The organism is Amycolatopsis sp. NPDC039088 (assembly GCF_055598845.1).
In genome coordinates this window covers 1-26,853 of the sequence record NZ_JBVKAE010000038.1, presented here as the reverse complement: position 1 = coordinate 26,853, position 26,853 = coordinate 1, and the positions used below count along the sequence as shown (strand labels likewise).

The following is a 26,853-nucleotide window of genomic DNA, read 5'->3' as shown; positions in this document are numbered from 1 at the left end:
CCCCTCGTCCCGACCGGAGAAAGTCATGTCGTTCAACGAGTACGCCCGTGCCGTCCTCGGCCAGGACATCGAGGCCGACGCGTTCGCCACCACCAGTTTCGTCGGCCTCGGCGGGGATTCGCTGCGCGCACTGCGGCTCGTCGCGATCGCGCAGGAAAAGCTCGGCCTGCGGATCCCGGTGGCCGCGCTGCTGAGTGACACTCCGGTCGCCGACGTCTTCGCCGTCGCCGTCCCGGCCGGGAAGCCGGTCACCGCGGCGGAACCGCCTGCCGAATCGGTTTCCCGTGCCCAGCGCGGGATGTGGCTGATCGAGCGGGTCACCGGCGGGTCTCCGTACAACCTGGTCTTCACCTGTTTCGTGGAGACCGGGACGTTGGTGCCGGAATTATTCGAGCGCGCGGTCGCGCAGACCGTGGCGAGACATCCCGGACTCCGCACGGTCTACCGCGGTGACACCGGCGACGTCGTTCCCGAGGTGCTCGAGTCGTATGTCCCGGCCGTCGAGGTGCACACCTGGGAAGGCGAAGCGGGCGAGTTCGACGAGCGTGTCCGCTCCCTCGCGGCCCGGCACGGACGGCGTCCGTTCGACCTCGCGAAGGCGCCGGCGTACCGGTTCCTCCGGGTCCAAGGCGCGACCGGCGGCCAGGCCGTCGTGCTGGTGGCACACCACATGGTGCTCGACGGCTGGTCGGTCGGCCTGCTGTTGAACGAGGTGTTCACCCGCTACGCGACACTGGCCGACGGCGGGCCCGAGACCGTGGGGGAGCCCGGTGTCTCTCCCCGGGTTCTCCTGCGCCATCAAGAGGAAGCACGCGCCACCGGGGAATGGGACCGGCAGGCCGAGTTCTGGACGAAGCACCTCGACGGCGTGCCGTCGGTGCTGGAACTCCCGTCCGACCGGCAGCGTCCCCAGATCCAGGACGCCGCGGGCGCGCGGGCGCCGGTCGACTTCGGCGTGCCTGCCAGCGCGGCGGTCGTCGAACGCGCCAAGGCGCTGGGCATCACGCCGTTCGCCTTCCTGCTCGGGGCCTTCGGTCTGACGTTGAGCCGCTGGACCGGCGCGCGGCACCTGCTGGTCGGGGTGCCGCTCACCGGGCGGGGGAGCTCCGAGCTCGAAGAACTCGTCGCCGTCGCCGGGAACCTGGTCCCGGTCCGGATCGACATCGCCGAAGACGCCGCCGTGGCGACGTATCTGCGCTCGGTGCACCAGTCACTGGGGCAGAGCATCGACGCGGGCGATCTGCCGTTCGAGGAACTGGTCACCCGGCTCGGGATCGAACGCACGCTGGGCTGCCACCCCTTGGTCCAGGTGTCGTTCGGGATGCACGATCAGCTTGTCCCGCAACAGATCGAGACCTCGTCCGCGCGGCTGCGGATCGAGGAGGGCCACGGTGGTGGGGCGCAGTTCGATCTCTCCCTGCTGATCGGCAGGGCCGAGCCGTCACTCGGCGGGCACCTGGAATACGCGTCCGCGGTCTTCGGCGCCGCCGAAGCCGAAGGGTTCATCGCGGACTTCCTCGCCGCCGCGGACCAGCTGGCGGCGGCCGGTGACGTCGCGGTCGAGGAGATCCGTTGCCTGTCAACGGAACGACGAGGCTTGCTCGACGAGATCAACCGGACCAGGGAGGATTTCCCGGCCACGTCGATCGACGCGCTCTTCCGCGAGGCGGTTCTCCGGAACCCGGACGCGATCGCCGTCCGCGAAAACGAAGTCCAGCTGAGCTACCGCGAACTCGCCGCCGCGGCCTCCCGGCAGGCGCGGCTGCTGCGCGAAGCCGGTGTCCGGCCAGGTGACCGCGTGATCGTCGGGCTGGACCGGTCGGTCGCGGAAGCCGTCGCGGTGCTCGGCATCGTCTGGGCGGGCGCCGCGTACGTCGGCGTCGATCTCACCGTCCCCGCCGGGCATTCCGAGAAGATCGTGCGGTCCGCCGCCCCGGTCGCCGCGCTCGTGCCCGCGTCCTCGGCGGAGCGTTTCCGCGAACTCGGGATTTCCGTGGTGACGGCGTGGGATCCGTCCTGGGACGTGCGGGAGGTCGCCGAACCGCCGGTGGATCCGGACACGAGACGTCTCGCCTATGTCGCCTTCACCTCCGGCTCGACCGGTGAGCCGAAGGGTGTCTGCGTTCCGCACCGCGCCATCGTCCGGCTGGTGCACGAGGCGCACTACGTCCACCTCGGCCCGGAGGAGCGGGTGCTGCGCTTGTCCCCGCTCGCCTTCGACGCGTCCACTTTGGAGCTTTGGGGCGCGTTCCTGACCGGTGCCACACTCGAGGTGTACCCGGCGGGCCTGCCGACCCCCACCGAACTCGGAGACTTCCTGCTGGACAACGAAGTCACCGTCGCCTGGCTCACCGCCGGCCTGTTCCGGCTGGTCGAGGAGTTCGCGGGTGACGCGTTCGCCGGACTGCGGCAACTGCTCACCGGTGGCGACGTCGTCCCGCACGAGCACGTCGCCAGGGTGCTGCGACGGCATCCCGGCCTGGTCATCACCAACGGCTACGGGCCGACCGAGAACACCACGTTCACCACCACGTATTCGGTGACCGATCCCGGCGACGTCGACGGGCCGCTGCCGATCGGCACACCGCTGCCCGGGACCCGGGTGTACGTGCTGGACTCCCGGCACCGGCTCGTGCCGCCGGGTGCGGTCGGCGAGCTGTACACCGGCGGTCTCGGCCTCGCCGACGGCTATCTCGGCGACGAGGCGGAGACGGCCCGCGTGTTCGGCGAGTTCTCCCCGGACGTCCCGGAACGCCTGTACCGCACCGGGGATCTGGTGCGCATCGACACACAGGGCCGGGTCCGCTACCTCGGCAGACGCGACGATCAGGTCAAACTGCGCGGCTACCGCGTCGAACTGTCGGCGATCAGCGACGCCCTCACGGCGGACCCGCGGGTGCAGGACGCCGTCGTCGCGGTCACCGACGGCGACAGCGCGGAGAAGCGGTTGATGGCCGCCGTCGTCCCGGCGCCCGGCGCCGCCTTCGGGACCGCGGACCTGCGCGACGCCCTTTCCGGACGGTTGCCGACGTACATGGTCCCGACGCTGTGGGCGCTGGTCGAGCGGATTCCGGTGACCGGCAACGGAAAGGTCGATCGCCGTGCGCTGGCCGCGGTGGCGGCCCCGGCGACCGCCGCCCCGAAACCGCAGGACGACCTCGGCCCGGCGCTCGCGATGTTCACCGAGGCGATCGGCGAACCGGCGGTGGAGATCACCGCGCAGACGGATTTCTTCACCGTCGGCGGGAATTCGATGGCGGCCATCCGGCTGGTGACGCTCGCCAAGGAGCGCACCGGAGCGATCCTCAAAGTACGAGACTTCCTGCGTGAACCGACGCCGGAAGGCCTGGGCAAACTGCTCGCGAGCGCGCCATGACCGCGGCGAAACAGGAGCCGATCGCCGTCATCGGGATGGCGTGCCGGTACCCGGGCGCGCCGGACCTCGGCCGGTTCTGGTCGTTGCTGCGCGGGGGAGCCGAAGGCATCAGCAGGCTGGACGTCGAGGAGATCCTCGCGGCCGGTGGCGACCCCGAGCTGACGCGGCGTCCCGAATTCGTCCCGGCGATGGGGTTGCTGACCGGCGCCCGCGGCTTCGACTGGACCTACTTCGGGTACAGCCGCGCCGAGGCGGCGAGCATCGATCCGCAACAGCGGGTGTTCCTGGAATGCGTGGTGGCCGCCCTCGACGACGCCGCCATCGACCCGACCCGCTTCCCCGGCTGGATCGGCGTGTACGGCGGGGCCGACCAGGTCACCGCCGAGCCGGACGGCGAACTCGGCGAACTGGCCCGCTACATCGGGCTCGGCCCCGACTTCCTGGCGACCCGGGTGGCCTACAAACTCGGCCTCCGCGGTCCGGCGGTCACCGTGCAGACGGCGTGTTCGACGTCGCTGACGGCGGTGCACATGGCGGCGGCGAGCCTGCGCGGCGACGAATGCGACGTCGCGCTCGCGGGCGGGGTCGCGGTCATCGCCAACGGCGAACGCGGCTATCTCCACGAACCCGGCGGAATCCTGTCGCCGGACGGCCATTGCCGCACCTTCGACGAACAGGCGGGCGGCACCGTGCCCAGCGAGGGCGTCGGTGTGGTCGTGCTCAAGCGACTGGCCGACGCGCGGCGTGACGGCGACCGCGTCCTCGCGGTGATCCGCGGCTCGGCGATCAACAACGACGGCGCGGAGAAAATGGGCTACACCGCTCCGTCGGTCGAGGGGCAGAGCGAACTCATCGCCTACGCGCAGCGGATGGCCGGGGTCGACCCGCGCGACATCGGCTACGTGGAAGCGCACGGCACCGGCACCCGGATCGGTGATCCGATCGAGGTACAGGCACTCACCGACGTCTTCCAGGCGGACACCGACGCCACCGGCTGGTGCCGGCTCGGCGCGGTCAAGAGCAATATCGGGCACACCGGTTCCGCGGCGGGGGTGGCGGGCCTGATCAAGGCCGTGCTGATGCTGCGGCACCGGGAACTGGTGCCGTCGGTGCACTTCACCCGGCCGAATCCGTTGCTGGAACTGGGCTCCACGCCGTTCGTGGTGAGCACCCGCACCGAACCCTGGGCCGGACGGGACGGCAGGCTCGCCGGTGTCAGTTCGTTCGGCGTCGGCGGCACCAACGCGCACGTCATCCTCGAAGAGGCACCCACCAGGACGACGCCGCCCGCGCGTGGCGGACGCCGCGTGCTCACACTGTCCGCGGCCGCGCCGGAAGCCCTCGGCAGGCTGCGCGCGAACCTGGCCGAGCACCTGCGCACGGCACCGGACCTGCCCCTGTCCGAAGTCACCGCGACACTCGCGTCCCGCCGGGTCTACCGGCATCGGCAGACCGTCGTCGCCGAGGACACCGCCGAGGCCGCGAACCTGCTCGCGGCGCCGGGGGCGTCCGTACCGGGCACCCTCGACAAGGTCGCGTTCGTCTTTCCGGGGCACGGCCTGCTGACCTACCCCGCGGGGGCGGCCGCGCACCGGCTGCTGCCCGGATTCCGGGACGCCTTCGACGAAGTCCGGGACCTCGTCCGCGAGCGGCACGGACTCGACCTCTCACCGATCGTCTCCGAGGACGCCGAACCGGCGTGGTTCTCGCGGCTCGTACCCCACCAGGTCGGGCTGTTCGCACTCGGTTACGCGCTGGGCAGGCAACTGCTGGAGCTCGGGATCCGGCCGGTCGCGATGCTCGGCAACAGCATCGGTGAATACGCGCCCGCCGTGCTCGCCGGGCTCTGGACCCTGCCGGACGCGGTGGATCTGGTCCACCTGCGGGCTTCGGCCATGCTGGCCACCAGGCCCGGCCGGATGGCGGCCGTGGGCGGCGGCGCGGCTGAACTCACGAACCGCTTGGCGGGCAAGGGTTTCGACGAACTATCGCTGGCCGTGCGCGGGCCGGGCCGAGTCGTCGTCTCGGGTCCGGAAGCGGTGATGACCCGGCTGCTGGACGGAGACCTCCTGGCCGGTCTCGACGTCCGGGTGCTCGACATCCCGCGTGCCTTCCACAGCACGCTGATGGATCCCGCCGCCGAGGAACTCGCCGCGGCGGTGGCCGCCACGCCGAACTCGGCACCGCGAATCCGGCTGGTGTCCAACACTTCCGGCGGGTGGGCGGAGCCGGAAGCGGTGCGTGGCCCCGATTACTGGGCAGGGCAGCTCCGCAGTCCAGTGCTGCTGGAGGACTGTGCGGGCACCCTCCTGGAATCCGAGTGTGACACCTTCCTCGAACTGGGTCCCGGCACGTCCATGCTCGCCACGCTCCGTCGTCACCGAGGATGGAAGGCCGGGCACGCGACCGTGCCGCTGCTCGGCCGGGCCGAGGACGGCGATCGCGGTGTCCTCCGTGCGCTCGGCTCGCTCTGGGAACGCGGCGCGGACTCCGTCGCCGGATTGCTCGCGGAGCCCGGTGAACAGCCGGTCATCTGCTCGCTGCCGACCTACCCGTTCAGCGACGAGGAGCCGGAATTCACCGTCGCGCGCCGGACACCCGCCCTGGTCAAGTCCACAGTGGATGGTCCGGTGGAGTCCACAGTGGAACAACTGTGGTGCGCGGCGCTCGGTGTCCCGTCGGTGGACGCCGCGGACGATTTCTACGCCTTCGGCGGCGAGTCGCTGATGGCGGTGAACCTGATGTCGAAGATCCGCGAGCGGACCGGCGCTTCCGTGCCGGTGGCGGAGTTCGACCAGGAGGCCACCTTCGGCCGGTTGTCGCGGCTGGTCGCGGAACGGGCCGCCGAGCCGGGGCCGCGGCACGCGGTCGATGTCGTGACCTTCCACGAAGACGGCCCCGGCAGGCCCTTGTTGCTCATCGCGGATTCCGCGGGCAGCGCCCTCACTTATCGCGCGCTGGCCGCGGAACTGGCGGGATCGCGCCCGGTCCACGGGCTCGAAATCGTTTCTACCCGCGAAAAAAGCATCGACACGATCGCCGCCCACTACGTCGACGCCGTGCTGCGGACGCGACCGGCCGGACCGTACCTCCTTGGTGGCTGGTCGTTCGGGGCCGTGCTGGCACACGAGGTGGCGCGGCAGCTGACGCGGCGCGGCGCGGTCGTGGACACGGTGGTGGGCCTCGACGGATTCGTGCAGGGGCGCCGCGACCTACCCATGGCCGTCGACCCCGGCTTCCTGGTGAGCCACGGCCGGACCCTCGTCGACGCGGCGCTCGGGTTCGGCGCGATCGGCCGCGAGGTGCGGCGCAATCCGGCGCTGCGCACGCAATTGCTGGGCAAGGCACGCGCGCTGGTGCCGTACCGGCCTCCTTTCGTTCCCGCCAGGGCCTTGGTGTTCCGGGCGGGTTCGGACCGGCGAGGAGCCGCCCGGCTCCGCGCCCGTCTCGCCCCGCTGTACGGCGGCGGTGTCCAGGTCTTCACCACTCCCGGCGATCACTGGTCACTGCTCACGCAACCCCATGTGGGCGCACTCGCCCGCGAATTGAACGGTGCTCTCGCGGGCGCCGAGAGGATGGATCATGTCGGCTGAGTCCACAGCGACGAGTCAACCCACCGTCACGGCGGCGCCGGTACCCCCGGTCCAGGAGAAGCCGCTCTTCCGCAACCGTGATTTCCAGGCCATGTGGATCAGCCAGTTCTTCGCCGCCTTCGGCAAGGAAGCGGCGGAGATCGCGTACCCGCTGCTGATCCTCGCGACCACCGGATCGGCGACCTACGCCGGTGCGGTCGGCGCGGTGCAACTGGTGGTGGCCGGGGTGATGTCGCTGCCCGGCGGCAGCCTGACCGACCGCTTCAACCGCAAGCTGATCATGATCTTCTGCGACCTGGCGCGGCTGGTGCTGCTGGCGTTGTTCGCCATGCTGGTGATGAGTGACAGCGTCAACGTCTGGTTCACCTTCGCCATCGTGATCCTGTCCGCGACCTGCCTCGGCGTGTCCAACCCGGCCGGGATGGCGGCGATCAAACAGCTCGTGCCCGCCTCACAGCTGACTCAGGCGACCGCGCAGAACCAGATCCGCTTCTTCGGCGCCACCGTCGCCGGCCCGCCCGCCGGCGGTGCGCTGTTCGCCCTCGCGAGGGCACTGCCGTTCTTCGCCGCCGCGCTCTCGTTCCTGGTGTCCGCGGTCATCCTGCTGCTGGTCAAGAAACCGACCCAGGCACCGCGGACCGTCGAAACCAAGGCCGCGCCCAAGGGCAAAATGCTCGACGGCTTCAAGTTCATTCTGAAGCAGCCGATCATCCTGGCCCTGGTGCTGTGGGCGATGGGCTCGAACATGGCCTTCAACCACTCCGGGATGTTCCTCGCGCTGATCGCCACCGCGCAGGACCGGGGCGCGTCGGAAGCCTTGATCGGCACGACACTCGCCATCGCGGGCGGCGGCGGCCTGACCGGCGCGCTGCTCGCGGGCATCGTGCTGAAGTACGTGCGGCCGCCGGTGATCATGGCCTACGCCATCTGGATCGGCCCGGTCGCGGCGGTCCTGCTGACCTTCGTGCCCGGCACGCTGCCGCTCGGTGTCATCGTCGCCTGCATCTTCCTGCGCGCCGGTGTCGTCGGTGCACTGATCTACGGCTACATCGCCGCACTGGTGCCGGACAACCTGCAGGGCCGCGTCATCGGCGCGGTGATGTTCGTCGGCATGATCGCCCAGCCGATCGGCATCTTCGCCGTCGGCGCGATCTTCGACCTCGCCGGCCCGACGTGGGTCTTCGTCTTCATGGCCGTCGCCGGGACGCTGTTCGCGCTGCCGACCCTCAGCAAGCGCATCCGCACGCTGCCCGCCCCTGAAGAGCTCGCCAAGCAAACGACTTCGGAGGATGGAAAATGAGCCTGGACACCCCTGAGCAGACGTCTGTCTCCCCGGAGCCGCTTCCCGCCGAGTTCTGCACCCATCCCGGCGCGGATCCGTACGCGGCCTACGCCGAAGTGCGGTCCGGCTGCCCGGTGCGGTCGATCGAATACCCGCCGAACTCCGAGGCCTACGTCATCGCCGACTACGAAACGGTGAGCAAGGGCTTCGCCGACCGGCGGCTGTCGAAGAGCGTCGACCACGCGCCCGGCTGGTTCCGCGAGGCGCTCGAACAGAGCAGCCCCATCCTGATCAAGAACATGCTCACCGCGGACCCGCCGAAGCACACACGCCTGCGCAAGCTGGTCGGAAACGCCTTCGTCCCGCGCCGGATGAACGAACTGCGGCCGCGGATCCAGGAGATCACCGACGACCTGATCGACGCTCTGCCCGACGAAGGCGTCGCCGATCTTTACAACGACTTCGCGTTGCAGCTGCCGATGCGGGTGATCTGCGAGTTCCTCGGTGTCCGGATCGAGGACTGGCCGCTGCTGCACGACTGGGGCATGGTGCTCAGCAACGCGCCGTACCTGGACGAAGAAGGCAACCGGCGGCTCAAGCAGTGCAGCGACGACGTCGAGAAGTACCTGCTGGACCTGATGGCCGAGCGCCGCGCGGATCTGCGCGAGGACCTGGTCAGCGTCATCCTCAAGACGGCCGACGCCGACGAGGCCTACAGCGACGAGGAGATCGTCTCCACGTTGATCCTGCTGATCATCGCGGGCCACAAGACGACCGCGAACCTCGTCGGGAACGGCATGCAGGCGTTGCTCCGGCATCAGGACCAGTTCGAGCTGCTCAAGAGCGAACCGGACCTCGTGGCGACGGCGATCGAGGAGTTCCTGCGGTTCGAGGGACCGGTTTACCGTGCGCCGCAACGGTTCGCGGCTGAGGACCTGGAACTGTGCGGGCAGCGCATCGGCAAGGAGAGCGTCGTCCACCTGCTGATCAACTCGGCCAACCACGACCCCGAAGTGTTCGAGGACCCGGAAAAGCTGGACATCACCCGCAAACCGAACCGGCACCTTTCGTTCGGGGTCAACGTGCACTTCTGCCCTGGTGCGCCGCTTTCCCGGGTCGAGGGCGCCGTCGCGTTCACCACGCTGCTGCGGCGGCTGCCCGGATTGAGCCTGGCCGTGGCGCCGGAGGACCTGCCGTGGCGCTTCGACAACTCGGCGAGCCGCGGCCTCGAACGGCTGCCGATCCGATACGACCGAAAGCTTCCGCGATGACTTCGCTGGTGTGTCTGCCCTTCGGCGGGAGCGGCGCCGCCTTCTTCCACCCGTGGTCGGCCTTCGCCGCCGACGGTCTCGAAGTCGTGCCGATGCGGTTGCCCGGCAGGGAACGGCTGATCGACGTCGAGCCGTATCGCTCGGTGCACGAAGCCGTCGACGCTTTCCTCGGTGACCTGGACGACCTGGGCGCCCCGTCGGACGTGGTGCTGTTCGGGCACAGCGTCGGCGCCGTGCTGGCCTACGAACTCGCGCACCGGCTGCCGTCCGTGCGCCATGTGTTCGTCAGCGGTTCTCCCGGACCCGCCACGGAACGGCCGCATGAGATCCGCGCGTCCCCACGCGAGGACGACGACGCTTTCCTCGCACAGGTGCAGGTTCTTTCCGGACACGTCGATCAGGCGCTTTATCACCCGGATCTGCGGGAACTGCTCCTGCCGGCGTTGCGCGCGGACGTCACGATGCACGAGAACTACGTTCCCAGCACCACCGAGCCGCTCACGGTTCCGATCACGGCACTGCGCGGTACCGGCGACGACCTGGTCTCCGCCGAGGACATCCGCGAGTGGGCGGCGTTCACCACCGCCGGATTCGAGGTGGCCGAACTCCCCGGCGCGCATATGTACGTGGTCGATTCCGGGAAAGCCGTGATGAATCTGATCCAGAGCGCGATCCGTTCCGATAGCGTTGTGTGAGTACCTGATCGCTCGCCAACCGTGACCGCAGGAAGTGATGGGAACCATGAAATTTCGCACGATCGGCCTGAACCCGGATTCGCGGCGCGAAGTGAGCGCGCTCGCGCTGGGTGCGATGCCGTTCGGCACCGGCGTCGACGAGGAGACGTCGTTCGCGATCCTCGACCGGTTCGTCGAGGCGGGCGGTTCGTTCGTCGACACCGCGAACAACTACGCCTTCTGGCACAACGGAACGCAGGGTGGCGAGAGCGAAGCACTGCTCGGCCGGTGGCGGGCCGACCGCGGTATCGGCGGTGAGGTCACCATCGCCACCAAGATGGGCGCGCGGGCGAAGGCGCCGGGCATGAGCTTCGCCGACACCGGCAAGTTCGAGAACATCGAAGGCCTTTCACCGAAGGCGATCAAGGAAGCCGTCGACCGCAGCCGGGAGAACCTCGGCGTCGACAAACTCGACCTGCTGTACGCGCACGTCGAGGACCGGTCGGTTCCGCTCGAAGAGACCGTCGAGGGTTTCGCGCAGGTCGTCGCCGACGGTTCGGTGGGTCTGCTGGGCGTGTGCAACCACTTCGCCTGGAAGGTCGAACGCAGCCGTGCCCACGCCGCCGCGAAGGGGCTGCCGGGATACGACGTGCTGCAGTACCAGCACACCTACCTCCGCGCGCGCACCGACCGCCCCGCCCGGCGCTCGCCCGAAGGTGCCAACGGGTTCGTCACCGGTGAACTGCTCACCTATCTGACCGAAAACCCCGGTCTCTGGCTCGTCGCCTACTCGCCGCTGCTCTCCGGCGCGTACGTCCGCGAGGACAAGCCGCTGGAGTTCGACTACGACCACCCCGGCACCCCGAACCGCCTCGCCGCGCTGCGCGAGGTCGCGAAGGAGATCGACGCGACCCTGAACCAGGTCGTGCTCGCGTGGCTGATCGGCGGCGACGTCCCGGTCATCCCGCTCGTCGGTGCTTCTTCGGTGGCGCAGCTGAACGAAAGCCTCGAAGCCGTCGACATCACGCTGACCGCCGAGCAGCGGGCGAAGCTGGACGACGCTTCCTGACCCGCAAAGTCGCATAACAGCCGGTGGCAGGTCGTTCTGGCCAAAGGCGGCCCTCACCCGCCGCGGAAAGCTCCCCGGTACATGATGGCCCCCTTCCTTGCGCCTAGCGCCAGGGTCGCGGCAAAGTCGGCATTTGCAGGTCGGGCACTCTACGTCGGGCCGCAGGCCGACGTCACGCCGGTTGTGAAGTTCGATCAACAGAGGATCAGGGGCCTGCCAGGAACCCGGGGCACCCCGAGTGTGGAGGATTTGGGACGTTCACCGTCCCAAATCCTCCACACTCGGACCCGCAGGCATCAGCGATGCCACATCCAGACCACCAAGAACAGTGCCGACCAGCAACTCTGCGACTTTGCCGGCCCCCTTCCTTGCGCCTAGCGCAAGGAAGGGGGCCATCATGTACTTCACCGCGAGCAAGTCCGCAAGCCACGAATAGGTACCTAAGAGAGGGTTCGCTCTGACCCGAATCGCCACTCATTTGCCGGGACCCCACCGGAGGAGCAAGGGACCTTTGCTCTCACTTCTCTCGCCGTCGAGACAAACGAGAGCAAAGGTCCCCTGCTTCCTTCCTGGCCGAATCGCCTCGGAGAGCCGGGCCCGGATGTAAGGATCCTTCCCAACGGAAGGAGCCACCATGGCTGGAAACGTCCCCCCGGTCGCCGACGAGCGCGAAGGCCTCCTCGCCTACCTCGAGCAGCAGCGGCACGTCCTGCGTATCGCCGCGCACGGCCTGACCGAAGAACAAGCCAGAGCCGTCCCGACCAGAAGCTCACTGAGCGTCGGCGGCCTGATCAAGCACACCGCCAGCACGGAAAGCGGCTGGATCGACATCGTCCTCCAGAAGCCTTCGAAGCCCATGGACGAGGCGATGAAGGACTACGAAGCCGATTATGTGATGGCTGAAGGCGAAACCGTCGAAGGGCTACTGGCGCGCTACGACGAGGTCGCCCGCCGCACCGCGGACGTCATCGCCGGAATCGCCGACCTCGGTCAGCCTGTCCCGGTGCCGAAGGGCGTGCCGTGGTACCCGCAGGACCTCGATGCCTGGTCGGTCCGCTGGGTTCTGCTTCACCTCATCGAGGAAACCGCGCGGCACGCCGGGCACGCCGACATCATCCGCGAGCACATCGACGGCGCGACCGCGATCCCGCTGATGGCCGCCGCGGAAGGCTGGCCGGAGACGCCCTGGCTCAAGCCGTGGTCGCCCACCGAGAACGCGGAAAACGCTTAGAACAACGTCGGTTCGTCCGCCAAAGCGCCTTCGATGACCAGCATCCGGCGCTTGGTGGCGACCCCTCCGCGCGCGGAGAACCCGCCATCCTTGCCGCCCGCGGCGAGCACGCGATGGCACGGCACGATGATCGGGAACGGGTTGCGCCCCATCGCCTGTCCCACGGCCTGCGCCCCACCGGTCATGCCGAGGATGTTCGCGATGTCGCCGTAGGTCAGCGTCTTACCCGCAGGGATCGAGCGGATGAACTCGTAGACGCGGCGATGGAAGTCCGGTACTCCTTCGTAATCGAGTTCGACGCCGGTGAGGTCCGTGCGCTTGCCGTCGATCAACGACACGACGCCGTCAATGGCGCGCTGGACCTCGGCCGGCGGTGCGGATCGCACCGCTTCCGGCAGGCGCGCGGTCAGTCGCGCCCTCGTCTTCTCTTCACTGCCCTCGGGTAACTGGACCGCGATGACCCCGCGTTCGTTCCACGCGATGCCGCAATCGCCGATCGCGGTGCCGAACACGGCGTAGCCCGGTGCCGTCATGAACCCCAGGGTACGAGAACGGTCCGACAGTTTCGGCTTTACTGCGTTTCAGCGGCAACGAGACGCCGCGCTGCCGCCGAGGCGGCGGCTGCGGTAGGAGTAGGAGCATGAACGACCTCGTGCTTGATCACCTCGTCTACGCCGGGCCGAATCTCGAAGAGGCCGTCGCGCGCGTAGCCGATCTGACCGGTGTCACGCCCACACGCGGTGGCAGGCATGTCGGACTCGGCACGGCCAACTATCTGGCCGACCTCGGTGCCGGTGCCTACCTCGAGGTGGTCGGGCCCGATCCGGATCAACCCGAGCACATCGGACCGCGGCCGTTCGGCATCGACGAGCTGACCGAGCCCGCCCTGGTCACCTGGGCGGCGCGAGTGCGGGGTATCGACGACGCGATCGCCGAGGCCCGCGAGCGCGGTTACGACCCGGGCGAGGCGTTCGAGATGTCGCGAGTCACCGACGACGGTGAACTGCTGACCTGGCGCCTCACCGGTGTCGGCGGCCTCGACGGGCTCGCGCCCTTCCTCATCGACTGGGGGAACACCCCGCATCCGACGACGCGGGGACTCCCGTCGATCCCGCTGCTCTTGGTCACCGGTGTCCACCCCGAGCCCGCCGCGGTGGAGACCGCGGTGCGGGCACTCGGGATGGACATGCTCGTCCGGCGTGACGCCCGGCCCGGCCTGGTGGCCGTGCTGGCGAATTCAGCGGGGAAGCAGGTCGCGCTGAGCTGACTTGATCACGACCTGGCCCTCGCGCCAGCCGTTGGTCATCGGCAGCCGCCGGTCCCGGCCGAACGCCTTGAACGTGATCTTGGTGCCCGGCGGGTACTGGCGGCGCTTGTATTCGGCCTTGTCGACCATGCGCACCACCCGGTCGATGGTCTCCGGTTCGAATCCGGCGTCGACCAGGTCGACGTAGCCGCGGTCGCCCTCGATGTAGTCGTCGAGGATGTCGTCGAGCATCAGGTAGTCGGGCAGCGAGTCGCTGTCCAGCTGCCCGGGCCGCAGCTCCGCCGACGGCGGCTTGGTGATCGAGTTCTCGGGGATGGGCGGGGTCTCGCCGTTCTTTTCGGCTTCCGCGTTGCGCCATTTGGCCAGATGCCAGACGTGCGTCTTGAACAGGTCTTTGATCGGCGCGAAGGCCCCGACGGCGTCACCGTAGATGGTCGAGTAGCCGACGGCGAGTTCGGTCTTGTTGCCCGTGGCGAGCACCAGGTGACCGTCCTGATTGGACAGTGCCATCAGCAGCATGCCGCGGACACGGGCCTGGATGTTCTCTTCGGCGAGGCCGGTCAGCTGAAGCTGCTCGACGTAGACCTTGACCATGTCGGCGATCGGCTCAACGCGGTAGTGCGCGCCGATGCGGCGGGCGAGATCCGCGGCGTCGTCCTTCGAGTGCGACGAGGAGTACTCCGAAGGCATCGAAACGCCGTACACGTTGTCGCCGCCGAGAGCGTCGGCGGCCAGCGCCGCCACCACCGCCGAGTCGATGCCGCCGGAGAACCCGAACGTCACCGACGAGAAGCCGTTCTTGTGCACGTAGTCGCGCAGGCCGACGACGAGCGCGTGCCACACCTCGGCTTCGTCCGACAGCGGTTCACTGATCGCCGACTCGGTGCGCGGGCTGTAGGCGGGAACCGGGTCCTCGCTGAGCACGCGGCGCTTGACCCGCAGCCCCTCGAACTTGCCCTCGGCGGTGTGCCCGTCCGCGGCCAGTTCGGTGTCGACGACGAGCAGGTGCTCGACGAACTGCGGCGCGCGCGCCAGCAACCGGCCGTCCGCGCCGACGACGATCGAGTCGCCGTCGAAGACGAGGTCGTCCTGACCGCCGATCTGGTTCGTGTACACCAGCGGCGCCCCGGCCTCGGCCGCGCGGCGGGCGATCAGCGGCAGTCGGATGTCGTCCTTCGCGCGCTCGTAAGGCGAGGCGTTGGGCGCGACCACGAGGTCCACCCCGGCCTTGCCCAGCGCGGAGATCGGGCCACCGTCCTGCCAGACGTCTTCGCAGATCACCATGCCGACGTCGACCCCGTGGAAGCGGACGATCTCGAGGTCATGGCCCGGCTTGAACCAGCGGTGCTCGTCGAAGACGCCGTAGTTGGGCAGGTGGTGCTTGAACTGACGGGCGACCACTTCGCCGCGGTACAGCGCGGCCGCCGCGTCGCGCGGGCCGGTCTCGTCGAGATCGAGATAGCCGATGTAGGTGAGTACCTCGCCGCAGCCGGCCTCGTCGAGGCGGCGGGCGAGCTCTTCGACCATCTGCTTCGAGGCGGAGGCGAAGGCCGGGCGCAGGGCGAGGTCTTCCACGGGATAGCCGGTGAGGGACATCTCCGGGAAGACCACGAGGTGGGCGCCTGCTTCGGCGGCCTTGCGAGTCCACTCGACGGTGAGCCCGGCGTTGCCTTCGAGGTCTCCGACGGTGGTGTTGACCTGGGCCAGTGCGATGCGCAGTTGCGGCATGCCGACATTCTCACCCACCGGCGGCCGCGGGGACGAGTGGATGTGCCGAATCGCCCACCCGGGTCTGGCTCGCCGGGCCGTGCTCAGGAGGGGAGCAAGGGACCTTTGCTGTCGCCAGGCCGCTGACCTGGGAATTCGTGCGAAAAGAGAGCGGGGGACCTTTGCTGTCGCTCTCCGGAAGAGAGTGATAGCAAAGGTCCCCCGCTATCGCGACAGGACCGAGCGCTACTTCCGCTTGATCATGCTCCGCACCTTCTTGATGGTCTGCTCGAAGTCGGAGTCGAACGGGTTGTCGTGCACCAGGTAGGTCCACGTCGTGTTCGCCCGCCGCACACCCGCGTCGCCGAGGTCGATCCCGTTCTCGGTGATCTCGGCTTCCTCGAGCGTTTTCGCCGCCCGCGTCGCCGCCTCCGGGATGATCTTGTGGAACTCGGGGATCGCCGCGCGGTGGAACTCGTCGATCGGCGTCTCCCGTGCCAGCGCCCGCAGGTGGATGCTCTCCCGCACGTCGGTCAGGAACGCCAGGTGGTCCGACCACAGCTGGTCGATGTGGAACAGCAGCACCTCCCGGCACAGCTGTTCGACGCGATCTTCGTCGTCGACGGCCTCCGACAGCTCCTTGAACTTCTCCGGGTGCGCTTTCTCCAGCACCTCCGCCGCGTGCGCCGTCCGCAGCACCTTGTCCCGGTGCTCGAGCAGCTCGCCACGCTGCCGCTCGATCAGCCGCGTGTAGCGCCAGGTGTTCCGGTGGATCTCCAGGTCGACGCCCTCGGCGACGCGCTGCGCGTGGTTGATCTGCCGCAGCGCCGCCGGGTCGGTGATCTCGCCGCTGCCCACGTCCGAGCTGATGCCCTCGGGGATGTCCGGCGCGTTCGACAGCACGAGTTCGTCGTTCAGGCTGGCGAAGAACACCGCGCTGCCCGGGTCGCCCTGCCGCCCGGACCGGCCGCGCAGCTGGCCGTCCAGCCTGCTCGACGGGTAGCGGGCGGTGCCGATCACGTGCAGGCCACCCAGTTCGACGACCTCGTCGCGGCCTTCGCCGTCCTTGCCGCCGAGCCGGATGTCGGTACCACGACCGGCCATCTGGGTCGAAACGGTGACCGCGCCCTTCTTGCCGGCGTCGGCGATGATCTCGGCTTCCTCGGCGTCGTTGCGCGCGTTGAGCACGACGCATTCGAGGTCGGCCTTCGCCAGCTTCTCGGCCAGCTCCTCGGATTCGGCGACGTCCTGGGTGCCGACGAGGATCGGCCGCCCGCTCTCGTGCACGCGCCGGATCTCCTCCTCGATCGCGCGCAGCTTCTGCGACGGCGATCCGAAGATCCGGTCCTCCTGGTCTTCGCGGATGTTCGGCGTGTTCGGCGGGATGACCGCGACCTCGAGCTTGTAGAACTCGCGCAGCTGCTCGGCGACCGCGACCGCGGTACCGGTCATGCCCGCGACCTCGGGATAGCGCGCGAGCAGGGCCTGCACGGTGATCGAGTCGAGGATCTCGCCCCGGTCGGTCGCCTTGACCTGTTCCTTCGCCTCGACCGCCGCCTGGAGGCCGTCCGGCCAGCGCTGCAGTTCGGCGACACGGCCACGGGCGGCGTTGATCAGCTGCACCTTGCCGTCGCGCACGAGGTAGTCCACATCGCGGGTGAGCAGGGCGTGCGCATGCAGCGCCACGTTGACCGCGGGCAGCCGGTCCGAGCCGGTCTCGTCGTAGAGGTTGATGTCGTCGCCGAGGGCCTTCTCGACCACCGACGCGCCCGCCTTGGTCAGCCAGGCGTTGCGGCCGTCGGCGTCGGTCTCGTAGTGCAGACCGAGCCGCAGCCGCCGGACGATGTTCGCGACCTCTTCGTCGGCGTCGGTGTGGTCGATCGACCCCGCCATCACCAGCGGCACGCGAGCCTCGTCGACCAGCACGGAGTCCGCCTCGTCGACGATCGCCACCTCGGGAGCGCGCTGGACCAGGTCCTCTTCGCGAGTCACCAGCCGGTCGCGCAGTACGTCGAAGCCGATCTCGCTGACAGCGCCGTACGTGACTTCCTTCGCGTACGCCTCGCGGCGCTCGTCGCGGGAGTGAGCCGGTTCGATCCACCCGACGGAGACACCGAGCAGGTCGTAGATCGGGCCCATCCACTCCGCGTCACGTCGGGCGAGGTAGTCGTTCACCGTGACGACGTGGACGTGCTTGCCGCGCAGGGCGTACCCCGCCCCCGCCAGCGCGCCCGCCAACGTCTTGCCCTCACCGGTCTCCATCTGCACGATATGCCCGCTGAGCAGGCCCATCGTGCCGATCAGCTGCACGTCGAAGGCGCGCTCGCCGAGCGCGCGCCGCGCGGCTTCACGGCCGAGCGCGCACACCTCGATCAGCTGTTCGTCGCCGAAGGACGAGGCTTCCCGGACCTTGCCGGCCCGCTCTGTCAGCTCCTCGTCGGAGAGGTTCTCCAACTCGGGCTCGAGCTTCTCGATGGCCGGCAGCAGCGCTTCGTAGCGGGTCAGCTCGACGCTGCCCGGCCGCTGGATGATCCGGCGCAGCTTTTTGCCCACCCGGCTGATCAGTGCTGCCACCCCTGTGCTCCCGTCTGTTTCTTCTGCCGTCCGCACCCGTATCACCAACGCAGTGGTGGTGCGGCCGAGTTCCACGGCCGATGGCACGATCCAACCGTGTCCACTCATGTCAGCGCCAGGTCCCGTGCCCGCCGATTCGCCGCGATCTCGCTGTCCGGCCTGCTCGCGGTCACTTTCACCGCGTGCTCGTCGGGAGAGGGCAGAACTCAGCCGCCACCTCCGGTTACCGAGTCGCACGCTCCGTCCGGACCGGTGCCCGCAGGACTCGAGAAGTTCTACGGACAGAGTCTGACCTGGGCCGACTGTGCACCCTACGCGACATCCGATGACGCAAAAGCGGCGTTTCGAGTGAAGGACGCGCAATGCGCGCGGCTGACGGTCCCGCTCGACTACGCGAAGCCTGAAGGCGACTCGATCACGCTCGGGCTGCTGCGCCGGAAAGCGCTGAAAACCGACGAAAGGATTGGGGCGCTCCTGGTCAACCCCGGTGGTCCAGGCGCGTCAGGCATGACGGCCGCGGCCGGTCTCGCCTCCCGAACGGCGACGAACGAACTGGGCAAACGCTTCGACATGGTCGGTTTCGACCCGCGTGGCATCGGAGCGAGCCAGCCGCAGATCCGCTGTCTGACCGACGCCGAACGCGACGCGGACCGGGCGGACGACAGCGAAACCGATGGCTCACCCGACGGGGTGAAAAAGCAGGAAGCCGAGTCCCAGGACTTCGCGGCCAGGTGCACCCAGCGGACCGAACACGGCCCCGCGATGCTCGCGAACGTCGGCACCCGTGACGTCGTCAAGGACATGGACATCCTGCGTTCGGTGCTCGGCGACCGGAAACTGAACTACCTCGGCTACTCCTACGGAACGCGGATCGGATCCGCCTACGCGGAGGCCTTCCCGACGAACGTCCGCGCGCTGGTGCTCGACGGAGCCGTCGACCCCGAGCAGGACGCGGTGGAGTCGCTGGTCGCGCAGGGGCAGGGCTTCGGCAAGGCGTTCGAAGAGTTCTCCAGCTGGTGCGCGGCGCGGGAGGACTGCGCGCTCGGGCGCGACGCCGCGGGCACCACGAAGGCGTTCCAGGACCTGGTGCGGCCGCTGATCGACTTCCCGGTCCCCGTCAGCGACGGCCGGAAACTGTCGTACGAGGACGCGACCACCGGCGTGATACAGGCCCTCTACCAGGAAGATCTCTGGGAAACGCTCAACACCGCGCTCAACGAACTGAGGCGCCAGCGCGGCGACGGGCTGGAAAAACTGGCCGACCTCTACAACGATCGCGGCGCCGACGGACGCTACGGGACGACGCAGGACGCTTTCGTCGCGATCCGGTGCGTCGACGACCCGCGGGTCACCGATCCCGCGAAACTTCTCGACGCGCAGAAGCGGTACGCGCAGGCGGCGCCGTTCCTCGACGACGGCAAGCCGGACGGTTCCGCGCGTGACGCCTGCGCCTTCTGGCCGGTGCCGAACACCTCGGAGCCGCATCTGCCCAATGTCGAGGGCCTGCCGAAGACGCTGGTCATCTCGACGACCAACGACCCGGCGACGCCCTACCAGGCGGGCGTGAACCTGGCGAAAGCGATCAAGGGAGCTTTGCTGACGTTTGAGGGCAACCAGCACACGGTGTTCCTCCAGGGCGTCGCGTGCGTCGACCGGATCGGCATCAAATACCTGGTCGACGGTGTCGTGCCGGACGAGGGCACGCGCTGTACGGCCGAGTAACGAGTTCGGCGCGAAAGCCTGCGAAGGGCCGGGACGCTGCGAAGATCGCGAGATGAGCCTTCGCCGTGTCCCGGCCGTGCTCGTCGTCGTGCTGGTCGCTTCGTGCACGACGCAGCAGCCGCAGCCCGCGCCGTCGGCAGCTCCGCCTGCCTCGACGACTTCGGCGTCGCCGACTCCGGATCCGAAGGCACTCGAAAAGTTCACAGGGCAGAAGCTGGCTTGGGGTCCGTGTACGGGGTTCTCGGACAAGGCGTTCGACTGCGCGAAGCTCACCGTGCCACTCGACTACCTGAAGCCGGGCGGCGAGACGATCGCGATCGGCGTCCTCCGGCACAAGACCAAGAAGGCCGATCAGCGGATCGGTTCGCTCGTGATCAACCCCGGCGGGCCTGGCGGTTCGGGTGTCTCAGCGGCGGCGCGCATCGCGAAGTCCCGTCCCGCGGCGCCCCTGGCCGCGCGGTTCGACATCGTGGGTTTCGACCCGCGTGGCGTCGGGACCAGCGAGCCGAAGCTCGTCTGCCTCACCGACACCGAACGCGACGCAGACCGGGCTGAAGATTCGGAAAGCGACACGACCCCCAGCGGGATCGCGAAGCAACTCGCCGACGTTAAGGCGTACGTGGCGAAGTGCATTGAGCGCACGAAGCACGGCGAAGAGATGCTCGCCAACATCGGGACCAGGGACGTCGTCCGGGACCTCGACGTCCTGCGCTCGGCCCTCGGCGACGAAAAACTCACCTACCTGGGCTTTTCGTACGGCACGCAGATCGGGACCGCGTATGCCGAGGCGTACCCGGAGAAGGTACGGGCGCTGCTCCTCGACGGCGCGGTCGATCCCGAACTCGACACCGCCGAATCGCTGGTCACGCAGATGGCCGGCTTCCAGAACACGTTCACCGCGTTCGGCAAATGGTGCGCCGCCCGCGCTGATTGCGCGCTCGGCCGTGACGCCGGCGGCGTGACGAAGGCGTTCCAAAACCTGGTCAAACCGTTGATCACCAAACCGGTCCCGGCCGGGAATCGCCGTCTCTCGTTCGAGGACGCCATCACCGGCACCAGCGCCGCGCTGTACTCGCAGGACGCGTGGAAATTCCTCAACGACGGGTTCGCCGAGCTGAAGCGGGGGAGTGGCAAAACCCTGGTCGCGCTCGCCGACAGTTACTACGGCCGCGAGCCGGACGGCCGGTACACCGGCATCCTCGACGTCTATTTCGCGGTCCGCTGCGTCGACAGCACGCGGATCACCGACCGTCGCGTCATCGACCGCGCTCACGAGCGGATGCTCCAGGGCGCGCCGTTCCTCGACGGCGGTACTCCGGACATGAGCGAACTCGACATCTGTTCCGTCTGGCCGTCGCCCGCCACCTCCGAGGTCCACAAGCCGGACATCGAAGGCCTGCCGCGGCCGTTGGTCATCTCGACCACCGGCGACCCGGCGACCCCGTACGCGTCCGGCGTGAACCTCGCCCGGGACCTCAAGGGAGCTTTGCTCACGTTCGAGGGCGCGCAGCACACCGTGTTCCTCGACGGCAACGAGTGCGTCGACGGGGCAGGCCTCGCGTACCTGATCGACGGCGAACTGCCCGCTCCCGGCACCCGCTGCACCTAGCGGGGGAGCAGGGGACCTTTGCTATCGCCACACCCGCTGACCTGGTCTTTCGCCTGCCAGGAGAGCAAGGGACCTTTGCTATCGCCCGTCCCCGACGACCACCGCGTTATGCCTGGTCAACGCCAATTCCAGCATCACCGCGAACTCCTCCGGCTTCGTCGGCGGCACTTGCACCCAAACCCGCACCAGCCGCCGCGGCTCGTCCTTCGAAATCCACAGCTTCACGAACACGTCCGCCTTGATCTCCGGCACGATCCCGCCGATCACCGCGGCAGGCACCTTCGCGCCGATCCGGAGCGAGTCGGTGTCCTGCACCCGCTCCCACCGCTCGCCCCGCAACTCGGTCGCCCCGGTCAGCAGCCGCCGCAGCCCGCCTTCGGCCCCGAGCATCGCCCGCGGCGTGTAGGGCGCCGAAGCCGCGATCACCCGCTCCACCTCAGGACCACTGAGCGTGATCTCCGAGCCGTTCAGCCGGTACTTGACTTTCACCCGCTCGAAGTCATCCTGCAGATCCGCGTTACCGACCGCGCTTCCGTCCCGGCCACCCTCCAGGCTGATCTCGCCATCGAGTCCGCGCACCGGAAGCCCGGACACGACGCCGTTCACCCCGAGTTTGAATCGCACGCTGCGCAAAGAGGCGAGGGAGTCGGCCGCCGCGCTCACGAATTCCGAGGCAGGAGGCAACGGGGGTGATCCCGCGCAGCCGCCGAGGAGCCCGATCGTGAGCAGCAGCGCCGGGACAAGGTGACGGCAGCGCATGGCCAGAGCCTATGGCCTTGGCCCGAATCTTTCGCAGAGTGTCCTTCCAGCCGCTTCCGCTGGGGGTCGCCGCCGATGACGCTGTACCCGTGCAACCTGAGACCCGACTCCACCGAGCGTGGTTCGTCGCCGCAGCCGCGTTCGTCGCCCTTCTCGCCGCCGCCGGTTTCCGTGCCGCCCCCGGCGTGCTCATCGACCCGCTCCACAACGAGTTCGGCTGGTCCCGCGCGACGATCGCGTCAGCCGTCTCGGTGAACCTCGTGCTCTACGGCCTCTTCTCGCCTTTCGCGGCGGCTCTCATGGAGCGCTTCGGCATGCGACGCGTCGCCTCGACGGCGCTCTTCGTCGTCGCGATCGGCGCCGGCGGCACGGTGTTCATGAACGCGAGCTGGCAACTGATCCTCTGCTGGGGCGTCCTGGTCGGCGTCGGCACCGGCTCGATGGCGATGAGCTTCGCCGCGACGGTCGCCGCCCGCTGGTTCGTCCGCAGCCGCGGCGTCGTCACCGGCGTCCTCACCGCGGCGGGCGCCACCGGCCAGCTGATCTTCCTCCCGATCGTGGCGAACCTCGCCATCGACGCGGGCTGGCGGACGGCCTCGCTCGTCATCGCCATCGCCGCACTGGCCGTCGTCCCCGTCGTCCTCCTGGTGGTCCGCGATCACCCGTCCGATGTCGGTACGACCGCCTACGGCGCGGAGCCCGGCGAAGTCGCCCCGCCAGTCCGTACGGGTGGTTCTGCCCGCCGAGCGCTTTCGGTCCTCGGCACGGCAGCACGCACGAGGACGTTCTGGTTGCTCGCGGCCGGTTTCGCGATTTGCGGCGCCACGACGAACGGCCTGGTCAGCACCCATTTCGTCCCCGCGGCGCACGACCACGGCATGCCACAGACCACCGCCGCCGGCCTGCTCGCCCTCGTCGGGATTTTCGACGTCGCCGGCACGATCGCCTCCGGCTGGCTCACGGACCGGGTCGATCCGCGGATCCTCCTCGGCGTCTACTACGCCCTTCGCGGTGTCTCGCTCGCGCTGCTTCCGCAACTGCTGAGCGGATCGGTCGAACCGAGCATGTGGGCGTTCATCGTCTTCTACGGCCTCGACTGGGTGGCGACGGTCCCGCCCACGGTCGCGCTCTGTGTCCGCCAGTTCGGTGCCGCCGGCCCGATCGTCTTCGGCTGGGTCTTCGCCAGTCACCAGCTCGGCGCCGGTCTCGCGGCGTTCGGCGCGGGCGCGATCCGCGACTCCTCCGGCAGCTACGCGCTCGCTTGGTACATCGCCGCGGGTCTCGCCGTGCTCGCTTCGGTCGCTTCGCTGTCGATCACGAAGGCCGCGAAACCCGAACCGGTTCTCGTGGCGTGATCCATCACTTCCGGTCGAACGGCGCGTCGCGAAACATGTCGTTAACACGTTCTCGTTAGGGTGCGGCCATGGATCGCCAGCAGGAGTTCGTGCTCCGCACCTTGGAAGAGCGCGACATCCGTTTCGTCAGGCTCTGGTTCACCGACGTGCTGGGGTTTCTCAAGTCCGTCGCCGTAGCGCCCGCCGAGCTCGAGGGCGCCTTCAGTGAGGGGATCGGCTTCGATGGATCGGCCATCGAAGGATTCGCGCGCGTCTACGAATCCGACATGGTCGCGAAGCCCGACCCGGCCACCTTCCAGGTGCTGCCCTGGGAGACCCCGGACGGCGGCCCGTACTCGGCGCGCATGTTCTGCGACATCGCGATGCCGGACGGCTCCCCGTCCTGGGCGGACCCCAGGCACGTCCTGCGCAGGCAGCTCTCGAAGGCGGCCGAAGCGGGTTTCACCTGCTACGTCCACCCTGAAATCGAGTTCTTCCTGCTCGCGAGCCTGACGGACGACGGCAGCGAGCCCGAGCCCGCGGACAACGGCGGGTACTTCGACCAGGCCAGTCACGCGACCGCGACGCACTTCCGCCGTCACGCCATCGAGACGCTCGAGGCGATGGGGATCTCGGTCGAGTTCAGCCATCACGAGGGCGCGCCCGGTCAGCAGGAGATCGACCTCAGGTACGCCGACGCGCTGACCATGGCCGACAACGTGATGACCTTCCGTTACGTCGTCAAGGAGGTCGCGCTCACCCAGGGGGTCCGGGCGACCTTCATGCCGAAGCCGTTCACCGACCAGCCGGGCTCGGGGATGCACACCCACGTCAGCCTGTTCGAGGGTGATCGCAACGCCTTCTACGACGCGGAAGACCCCTACGAGTTGTCCGCGACCGGTAAAGCCTTCGTGGCGGGGCTGCTGCACCACGCGAAGGAGATCTCGGCGGTCACGAACCAGTGGGTGAACTCCTACAAACGGCTGATCAGCGGCAGTGAGGCCCCGACGACCGTTTCGTGGGGCCGGGCCAACCGCTCCGCGCTGGTCAGGGTGCCGATGTACTCGCCGGGCAAGGCGTCGTCACGACGCGTGGAGATCCGCACGCTCGACTCCGCTTGTAACCCCTATCTGGCTTACTCGGTCATCCTGGCCGCCGGCCTCAAGGGCATCGAGAAGGGCTATGAGCTGCCGCCTCCCGCCGAGGACAACATCTGGCAGCTGTCCGACGCCGAACGCCGCGCGGCCGGATATGCCCAGCTCCCGCAGAACCTCGGGGAGGCGCTGGCCGAAATGGAGAAATCGGAACTTCTGCCCGAAGCGCTCGGAGAGCACGTTTACGACTTCTTCCTGCGTAACAAACGTGTTGAATGGGATAACTACCGCAGCGCGGTGACCCCGTACGAGCTGCGGACCCTGCTTCCGGTTCTCTAGACGAGGGAGACCTGATGGTGCGGCGACCGATGTCCGGAATCCTGACGACATTGGTCGCCGTGACCATCGCGGCGAGTGCCGCGCCCGCGGCGTCCGCCACCGGCGGATCACTCGATCTCGATGCCGCCGACATCCCCGCGCTCCAGACGCGGATGTCCGCCGGACGGCTGACCGCGGTCGGCCTGACCTCCGCGTACCTCGATCGCATCCGCAAGGTCGACCGGAAGGTGAACGCGGTCATCGCGGTCAATCCGGCCGCGATCGCGCAAGCCGCGGAGAGCGACGTCCGGCGTCGCGCGGGCAAGACCCGAGGGCCGCTGGACGGCATCCCCGTCCTGGTGAAGGACAACGTCGACACCCGCTCGATGCAGACGACCGCGGGCTCTCGCGCGCTGCGCAGCAAGCCCGCGAAGGACGCAACCCTGGTCAGCCGTCTGCGTGACGCGGGCGCGGTGGTCCTCGGCAAGGCGAACCTGTCCGAATGGGCGAACTTCCGCGCCGCCAAACCCACTTCCGGGTGGTCCGGCGTCGGCGGGCAGACGAACAACCCGTACGTGCTCGATCGCAACCCTTGTGGGTCGTCCGCCGGATCCGCCGCGGGTGTCGCCGCGTCGCTGGCCCAGGTCGCGATCGGCAGCGAGACGGACGGCTCGATCGTCTGTCCCGCCGGGATGACCTCGACCGTGGGGCACAAGCCGAGCCTCGGCCTGGTCAGCCGCACCGGCGTGGTGCCGATCTCCGCCGAACAGGACACCGCCGGCCCGATGGCCCGGCACGTCGTCGACGTCGCGCTGACCCTGTCCGCGCTGCAGGGGCGTGACCCGAGCGACCCGGCCACCGGCGCGTACCCGCCGAGCCAGCCGACCGACTACGCCGCGCACCTGCGGCCCGGCGTGCTGAAGGGCTCGCGGATCGGCCTCTGGCGCCTGCCGGTACTCGGTCCGGACGTCGAAGCCGTGATGACGCGAACTCGAAACGAACTGGTCAAGGCCGGTGCCGAGGTGGTCGAAGTGACCCCGCCGTACCAGGCACGACTCGGTGAACTGGAGTTCCCGGCGCTGCTCACCGAGTTCCACCGGGACATCGACCGCTATCTGGCCACGCGCCCGGAGGGGCCGCGCGATCTCGCCGCGCTCATCGCCTACAACCGGTCGGACCCGCTCGAGCAGACCTGCTTCGCCGGTCAAGAGCTCTTCGAACAGGCGCTCGCCGCACCCGGCCCGTCCGACCCCGCCCACCTGGCCATGCGCCGCGAGCTGACCGACCTGGCGAAACGCTCGATCGACGAGACCCTCGCGAAGTACCGCCTCGACGCGATCGCCGCGCCCACGAACCCGCCCGCCTGGAAGACCGACTGCAAGACCGGCGACAACGACGTGATCCCGTCGTCGACCCCCGCCGCGGTCGCGGGGTACCCGGCGGTGACCGTGCCCGCCGGCTTCGTCGGCGAACTCCCGGTCGGAGTTTCGTTCATGGCGGGGCGGTGGACCGACGCCCGAGTGCTCGCCTACGCGGCCGACTTCGAACGCGTCGCCCCCGCCCGCAAACCGCCTCGCTACCTGAAGACCGTCGGATGAGGCGGCTTCACACCGGCTGACCTGCGGCGATGTCCTTAAGTGACCCCCCTGTTTTCAGGGGGTTCCGGGGCATGTAATCTTCTCTTCGTCGCCAGGAACACCGGGCCGCCGGGGCCGAAAGCCCCGAGGCAAGGAACCAGGGCCGAGCGGGTTGACACCGCGAACCGGACCAGGTAATGTTCAGCGTCGGCCCACGAGCGGCCGCCGACCCCCTACGACTAAGACCGTAGGATTCGGCATGCTCGACCAAAAGCTTGTGAATATCGCTTTGAAACAAAGCGTGTTGCTTGAGAACTCAACAGTGTGCTAGTGAACTAAGCCAGTAGAGCTTATGTATTTGAACCTCGTTTGAGGTTCCTTTGAGAGCATGAAAAT

Annotated in this window: 17 protein-coding genes; 13 read left to right on the top strand and 4 right to left on the bottom strand. The window is 68.7% G+C overall.

Translation table 11 applies throughout. From position 1 onward, the window contains the following. Positions 1-25: 25 nt before the first annotated feature. The 7 genes from ACZ7KI_RS35290 to ACZ7KI_RS35260 all read left to right on the top strand — a co-directional run bounded on the left by ACZ7KI_RS35290 (position 26) and on the right by ACZ7KI_RS35260 (position 12,496). Positions 26-3,376 (top strand): non-ribosomal peptide synthetase, encoded by a 3,351-nt coding sequence (locus ACZ7KI_RS35290; protein WP_470277356.1) that lies wholly within the window; start codon positions 26-28, stop codon positions 3,374-3,376. Next, complete coding sequence (locus ACZ7KI_RS35285) at positions 3,373-6,969, top strand: type I polyketide synthase (RefSeq protein ID WP_470277355.1); 3,597 nt, start codon at positions 3,373-3,375, stop codon at positions 6,967-6,969. Before ACZ7KI_RS35290 ends, ACZ7KI_RS35285 begins: the two co-directional genes overlap by 4 nt. Next, on the top strand, positions 6,959-8,269 hold the full coding sequence (locus ACZ7KI_RS35280; protein ID WP_470277354.1) for an MFS transporter: 1,311 nt from the start codon (positions 6,959-6,961) through the stop codon (positions 8,267-8,269). Before ACZ7KI_RS35285 ends, ACZ7KI_RS35280 begins: the two co-directional genes overlap by 11 nt. Next, positions 8,266-9,522 carry a cytochrome P450 family protein gene (locus tag ACZ7KI_RS35275; RefSeq protein ID WP_470277353.1) on the top strand — a complete coding sequence of 419 codons (1,257 nt, stop codon included), beginning with the start codon at positions 8,266-8,268 and terminating at the stop codon, positions 9,520-9,522. The genes ACZ7KI_RS35280 and ACZ7KI_RS35275 overlap by 4 nt, the downstream gene beginning before the upstream one ends. Then, positions 9,519-10,217 (top strand): thioesterase II family protein, encoded by a 699-nt coding sequence (locus tag ACZ7KI_RS35270; protein WP_470277352.1) that lies wholly within the window; start codon positions 9,519-9,521, stop codon positions 10,215-10,217. Before ACZ7KI_RS35275 ends, ACZ7KI_RS35270 begins: the two co-directional genes overlap by 4 nt. A 46-nt stretch (positions 10,218-10,263) precedes the next feature. Continuing rightward, complete coding sequence (locus tag ACZ7KI_RS35265; RefSeq protein WP_470277351.1) at positions 10,264-11,265, top strand: aldo/keto reductase; 1,002 nt, start codon at positions 10,264-10,266, stop codon at positions 11,263-11,265. 634 nt (positions 11,266-11,899) lie between these two features. After that, entirely contained in the window at positions 11,900-12,496 is a 597-nt protein-coding gene (locus tag ACZ7KI_RS35260) for a DinB family protein (protein WP_470277350.1), read from the top strand. Here ACZ7KI_RS35260 and ACZ7KI_RS35255 read toward each other — a convergent pair. Beyond that, complete coding sequence (locus ACZ7KI_RS35255) at positions 12,493-13,029, bottom strand: methylated-DNA--[protein]-cysteine S-methyltransferase (RefSeq protein WP_470277349.1); 537 nt, start codon at positions 13,027-13,029, stop codon at positions 12,493-12,495. The genes ACZ7KI_RS35260 and ACZ7KI_RS35255 overlap by 4 nt on opposite strands. Positions 13,030-13,136: 107 nt before the next feature. Here ACZ7KI_RS35255 and ACZ7KI_RS35250 point away from each other — a divergent pair, with 107 nt between their 5' ends. After that, positions 13,137-13,763 (top strand): VOC family protein, encoded by a 627-nt coding sequence (locus ACZ7KI_RS35250; RefSeq protein ID WP_470277348.1) that lies wholly within the window; start codon positions 13,137-13,139, stop codon positions 13,761-13,763. Here the strand turns inward: ACZ7KI_RS35250 and ACZ7KI_RS35245 are convergent. Then, positions 13,734-15,491, bottom strand: a complete 1,758-nt coding sequence (locus ACZ7KI_RS35245) for an NAD+ synthase (protein ID WP_470277347.1) — start codon at positions 15,489-15,491, stop codon at positions 13,734-13,736. The genes ACZ7KI_RS35250 and ACZ7KI_RS35245 overlap by 30 nt on opposite strands. A 225-nt stretch (positions 15,492-15,716) precedes the next feature. Beyond that, positions 15,717-18,044 (bottom strand): accessory Sec system translocase SecA2, encoded by a 2,328-nt coding sequence (secA2, locus tag ACZ7KI_RS35240; protein WP_470277346.1) that lies wholly within the window; start codon positions 18,042-18,044, stop codon positions 15,717-15,719. A 150-nt stretch (positions 18,045-18,194) separates the two neighbouring features. On the opposite strand from secA2, the gene ACZ7KI_RS35235 reads away from it, so the two are divergent. Beyond that, positions 18,195-19,766, top strand: a complete 1,572-nt coding sequence (locus ACZ7KI_RS35235; protein WP_470277403.1) for an alpha/beta hydrolase — start codon at positions 18,195-18,197, stop codon at positions 19,764-19,766. Between the two features lie 52 nt (positions 19,767-19,818). Continuing rightward, a complete protein-coding gene (locus ACZ7KI_RS35230) occupies positions 19,819-21,375 on the top strand; it encodes an alpha/beta hydrolase (protein WP_470277345.1) in 1,557 nt (518 codons plus the stop codon). A gap of 78 nt (positions 21,376-21,453) precedes the next feature. On the opposite strand, the gene ACZ7KI_RS35225 is transcribed toward ACZ7KI_RS35230, so the two are convergent. Continuing rightward, complete coding sequence (locus tag ACZ7KI_RS35225) at positions 21,454-22,134, bottom strand: LppX_LprAFG lipoprotein (RefSeq protein ID WP_470277344.1); 681 nt, start codon at positions 22,132-22,134, stop codon at positions 21,454-21,456. Between the two features lie 89 nt (positions 22,135-22,223). Between ACZ7KI_RS35225 and ACZ7KI_RS35220 the strand changes: the two genes are divergently transcribed. From ACZ7KI_RS35220 to ACZ7KI_RS35210, 3 genes are all read left to right on the top strand, one after another. Continuing rightward, entirely contained in the window at positions 22,224-23,489 is a 1,266-nt protein-coding gene (locus tag ACZ7KI_RS35220) for an MFS transporter (protein WP_470277343.1), read from the top strand. Positions 23,490-23,557: 68 nt separating this feature from the next. Continuing rightward, positions 23,558-24,901, top strand: coding sequence for a type I glutamate--ammonia ligase (glnA, locus tag ACZ7KI_RS35215; protein ID WP_470277342.1), 1,344 nt, complete (start codon positions 23,558-23,560; stop codon positions 24,899-24,901). A gap of 14 nt (positions 24,902-24,915) precedes the next feature. Beyond that, positions 24,916-26,478 (top strand): amidase, encoded by a 1,563-nt coding sequence (locus tag ACZ7KI_RS35210; RefSeq protein WP_470277341.1) that lies wholly within the window; start codon positions 24,916-24,918, stop codon positions 26,476-26,478. The last annotated feature ends 375 nt before the right edge of the window (positions 26,479-26,853 follow it).